The organism is uncultured Campylobacter sp. (assembly GCF_905372745.1).
GTDB lineage: Bacteria > Campylobacterota > Campylobacteria > Campylobacterales > Campylobacteraceae > Campylobacter_A.
On record NZ_CAJPQR010000057.1, the window covers coordinates 1 to 4,899 of the forward strand.

5 protein-coding genes are annotated in these 4,899 nt (G+C 43.7%); all 5 read left to right on the plus strand.

The features are described 5' to 3' along the window. Window positions 1-1,064, plus strand: a 1,064-nt coding sequence (mqnE, locus tag QZ157_RS10530; RefSeq protein WP_295145397.1) for an aminofutalosine synthase MqnE, incomplete at its 5' end; no start/stop codon positions are given. 10 nt (window positions 1,065-1,074) lie between these two features. After that, window positions 1,075-2,367 carry an NCS2 family permease gene (locus QZ157_RS10535; RefSeq protein WP_295145401.1) on the plus strand — a complete coding sequence of 431 codons (1,293 nt, stop codon included), beginning with the start codon at window positions 1,075-1,077 and terminating at the stop codon, window positions 2,365-2,367. Between the two features lie 9 nt (window positions 2,368-2,376). Then, on the plus strand, window positions 2,377-2,817 hold the full coding sequence (locus QZ157_RS10540; protein WP_295145404.1) for a phosphoribosyltransferase family protein: 441 nt from the start codon (window positions 2,377-2,379) through the stop codon (window positions 2,815-2,817). Next, window positions 2,784-4,028 (plus strand): hypothetical protein, encoded by a 1,245-nt coding sequence (locus QZ157_RS10545; RefSeq protein ID WP_295145407.1) that lies wholly within the window; start codon window positions 2,784-2,786, stop codon window positions 4,026-4,028. Before QZ157_RS10540 ends, QZ157_RS10545 begins: the two co-directional genes overlap by 34 nt. 14 nt (window positions 4,029-4,042) lie before the next feature. Then, window positions 4,043-4,771 carry a prepilin-type N-terminal cleavage/methylation domain-containing protein gene (locus QZ157_RS10550; RefSeq protein ID WP_295145410.1) on the plus strand — a complete coding sequence of 243 codons (729 nt, stop codon included), beginning with the start codon at window positions 4,043-4,045 and terminating at the stop codon, window positions 4,769-4,771. Window positions 4,772-4,899: the final 128 nt, after the last annotated feature.

Here is a 4,899-nt window from a genome sequence, read left to right on the forward strand (position 1 = left end):
ATTTAATAGAAAAACTCCAAAGCGGCGAACGTCTGGACGCGGACGAATGCGCCGGCTTATACGACCTAGACCTTTTTACGCTGGGTAAATTCGCAAACGCCAAACGGCGAAAACTGCACGGCAAAAAGGTATTTTTTAACGTAAATCGCCACATAAACCCGACCAATATCTGCGCGGACGTGTGTAAATTTTGCGCGTTTTCGGCAAACCGTAAAAATCCAAACCCATACACGATGAGCCACGAGGAAATAATAAAAATCGTCGAAAAAAGCGTCGCCGGCGGCGCAAAAGAGATACACATCGTCTCGGCGCATAATCCCGACACATCGTGGCAGTGGTATTTGGAAATTTTTAAAAAAATAAAGGAAAAATACCCGCAAATCCACGTCAAAGCTCTAACTGCGGCGGAGGTTGATTTCCTCTCGCGAAAACACGGCCTTAGCTACGAAGAGGTCGTAGAAAAGATGCTCGAATACGGCGTGGACTCAATGCCCGGCGGCGGAGCGGAGATCTTTGACGAGGAGGTTAGGCGTAAAATCTGCAAAGGCAAGGTGAGCTCGGAAAACTGGCTCAAAATCCACCGCCTTTGGCACGAAAAGGGCAGAGAAAGCAATGCCACGATGCTGTTTGGCCACGTAGAAAGCAGGCAAAACCGCATCGACCATATGCTAAGGATTCGTGATTTGCAGGACAAGACGGGCGGATTTAACGCCTTTATCCCGCTTGTTTATCAGCGCGACAACAACTATCTAAAAGTGGAAAACTATCCCGGCTCGGTCGAAATTTTAAAGACCTTTGCGATCTCGCGCCTAGTGCTCGATAACGTCGCGCACATAAAGGCGTACTGGGCGACCTCGACGATAAATTTAGCCATGGTCGCGCAAGAATTCGGCGCCGACGATCTAGACGGCACGATAGAAAAAGAGAGCATCCAAAGCGCGGCCGGAGCGAAATCGGCAAGCGGTATGAGTCTTAGAAATTTTACCGATATTATCCAGACCTCGGGCTTTGTCCCCGTCGAGCGAGATAGCCTGTATAACGAACTAAAAATTTACGATAACTAAGGGGGCGAAGTTGGATTTTTTTAAACTAAAGCAAAACGGCACTAGCGTAAAGACCGAGTTTAGCGCAGGACTCACGACCTTTTTAACGATGATGTATATCGTGCCGGTAAACGCGATAATCATGAGCAAAACGGGTATGCCGATGGACGCGCTCATCACGGCTACGGCGCTCATCACGGTGATCGCTACCGTGCTAAACGGTATATGGGCGAACACGCCCGTGGCTATGAGCGTGGGAATGGGGCTGAACGCTTATTTTACATTTGGTCTCGTGCTAGGCATGCAAATACCGTGGCAGACAGCTTTGGGCGTGGTTTTCATCTCGGGTATAATTTTCGTCGTGCTATCTTTTACGAATTTTAGAATCTGGGTCTTAAAATCTATCCCGGACGACGTCAGACGCTCGATAAGCGCGGGCATAGGCGCTTTTATCGCCTTCGTCGGGCTTCAGCAAATGGGCGTAGTCGTAAATAACGACGCCGTGCTGGTTGGACTTGGAAATTTAAAAGATCCAAACGTTATTTTGGGCTTTGTGGGGTTATTTTTTGTTATACTTTTTTGGGCGTGGAAGGTTAAGGGAGCCTTCATCATCGCGGTATTTACGACCTCGGTGATAGCTTGGATTTTCGGTATCGCGCCCTATCCGAAAGAATTTATCTCGCTACCGGCCTCGATATCGCCGATATTTTTAGAGCTTGATATCATGGGCGCGCTATCTTTTGCGCTGCTTCCGGTGATCGTTACATTTTTCGTAACCGATCTTTTCGACTCTATCGGCACGCTAGCTGGCGTGGGAAATAGGGCGGGAATCTTTGACGAGAGCAACCAAAAAGGCGTCGAAAAACTAGAAAAAACCCTCGAAGCCGATGCGGTAGCTACGGTAGCCGGCTCGTTAGTAGGCGTTAGTACGACGACGTCTTTTGCCGAGAGCGCTAGTGGCGTAGAAGAGGGCGGCAAGACGGGACTAACGGCGGTATTTTGCGGACTATTTTTCGTGTTTACGATTTTTATGCTGCCGCTTTTTAAAGCCATCCCTTCAAACGCGATATATCCGATACTCGTGATGGTGGGCGTGCTGATGTTTAGCGAGCTTGGAAATATAAATTTTAAAGATCCGGCTATAGCCTTATCGACGTTTTTAATAGTCATTTTAATGCCGCTTACTTACTCGATTACTACAGGACTCTCGTTTGGGTTTATGGCGTATTTGCTGGTTCGTATCATGAGGCGCGAGTGGGAATACGTAAATATCGGCGTTATCGTGCTTGCGCTCATTAGTTTTATAGTATTTTTAGTACACTGAGGAGAAAACATGCTAAAGTATCCGTTTGAGGAATTTCATAAAGACGTAAAAATAATGGCGCGAGATATCAAAGAAAACTTCGAGCCAGAAGTGATTTTGGCGGTCGCTCGCGGAGGGCTTACTTTAGGGCATTTTTTAGCGAGTCTGCTAAATAACCGCAATCTTTTTACGCTAAACTCAATTCACTACGAAGAGACTAAAAAGCTCGATACTATAGATGTCTTTAACGTTCCTGATCTATCTAAATTTAATAAAATTTTGATAGTGGACGATATGATAGATACGGGCGAGAGCATGATAGCTATCAAACAAGAGCTTTTAAAGCGTTTCCCGCATATTAAGCTAAAGATCGCGACTATATTTTATAAACAAAAAGCGCTTTTGTTGCCCGACTTTACGGTAAAAGAGGCGCACGAGTGGATAGAGTTTTTCTGGGAAGAGCAAATTTAAGCCCTAAATTTAGCATGCTACGCTCGGAAACGTTTTTACTTTTTATCATCTGCCTTATAGATTTTTGTTTTTTATCGTATGCGATTAGCACGCTTAGCATTAGCTACTACGAGGCGGATGCGTTTTATAGCTCGTCTAAAATTTCGGCCGTTTTGGCTAGATTTTCAGTCGAGATTTTCGGACAAAACGACTATGCTTTGCGGCTTCCTTTTGTTATTTGCCATATTTTTAGCGTCGCGCTACTTTACAAGATCTCAAAGCAAATTTTAAAACGCAAATTTGACCGAGTAGTAAGCGCAGTCGTGTTTATATTGCTTCCTGCGACGATGGCATCGGCGATTTTGGTAAACGACGCCGGTATCATAATCGCGCTCTCGCTTTTGAGCATTTATCTTTATCAACTACGCAAAATGCTAGCTTTTTACGCGCTTTTATGCGTGTTGCCTTTTGTTAGCGGCGCGTTTTTGGTTTATTTTTCGGCGATTTTTATTTTCGGAGTTTATAGACGCGACGCTAGGATGGCGTGGACCTCGGCGCTGCTTTTCGCGCTTTGTTTCTATCTTTACGGATTTAACTCCGGCGGCAAGCCTAGCGGCCATTTGCTTGATACCGTGAGTATTTTTGCAGCCGCGTTTTCGCCTTTTATTTTCGTCTATTTCGTATATGCTATGTATAGAATTTGGATAAAAGAGGCCAAAAATTTACTCTGGTTCGTTTGTATAACGGCGTTTTTATTTTGCTTGTTTTTATCGATCAGACAGCGATTGGAGCTCGAAAACTACCTGCCTTTTTGCATTATTTCCGTACCGATTTTAGTTCGGGTGTTTTTTAGCTCGTACCGCGTGAGACTACCGATGTTTAGGCGAGGATATAAAATTTTAGCCTCTTTTGTGGTAGCTTCTTTACTTGTTGGATTTTTGTTCGTGCTTTTTAACGAGACGCTTTATGGCATACTAAAAGACCCGACTAAGCATTTCGTTTATAGATACCATGTAGCAAAAGAGCTTGCAAAAGAACTAAAAGATAGGGGTATAGAAAAAATTTTTACGGATGATAAAAAGCTAGCTTTGAGGCTTAAATTCTACGGCATAAACACGAGCGAGGATGCAGATCTACGCCTGCTAAATTTGAGCTTGAGTGATAATTATGATAATATTGCCGTTAGTAAATTCGGCAAAAAGATTGCAAGATTTAAGTTAAAAGAAAGATAATTAGGGAAGAATGAATGAAAAAGGCCTTTACGATTTTAGAACTTGTCGTGGCAATAGTAGTAATAGGAATAATAGCCGTTATGGCGCTACCGAGAATAAACGACGATCACATCGCCGAAGCCGCCGACCAAGTGATGTCGCATATCCGTTATACCCAGCATCTAGCGATGCAGGATAATAAATTTGATCCTACTGACGCCAACTGGTTTAAAAAGAGATGGAGTATAGGTTTTACCAAAGCTTCATTTTGCGACGGCTCGAGCGAATGGAGATATAGCGTTTATAATGATAGAAGCGCTACTGGAAATTTAAATTCGGAAGAAGAAGTAGCAAGAGACCCGTTGGAGCCGAATAAATTTATGAGCTCCGGATGGAGCGGTATTTCAAAAGCCAGTTGCAAAAAGGCCAGTATGAAATATAATTTGGTAAAAAAATTCGGTATAACTAATGTGCAGTTGCGCGGCGTATGCGGAGACAGCAACTTGCAAACTATTTCTTTTGATGAATTTGGAAGGCCTATGCAGGCAGTGAGCACGACCGGCGGCGGTGCGACTAGAGGTTATGACAGGCTGGTTCATAATGGCCAAAATTGTCAAATAGTTTTAAGTACAGCTAAAAAGACGGCTATCATAACCGTGACACCGGAAACCGGATTTGCGCAGGTTTCATACTCTAGTATCACTCCATCGAAAGATCAGGCTCAAGTCCGTGGAGAAAAAAATTCTACGATACCTAAAAAATAAAAGGATTGATTTGGATTTAAGTAGCTCTCCTTTAAAGAAAACGTATCTAGTTTGTGCGTTTCTAGGGGGGAGGTATTTTCATTCAAATCCAATACCACCCAAAAATCTTTTCCAAATTTTTTTAAATT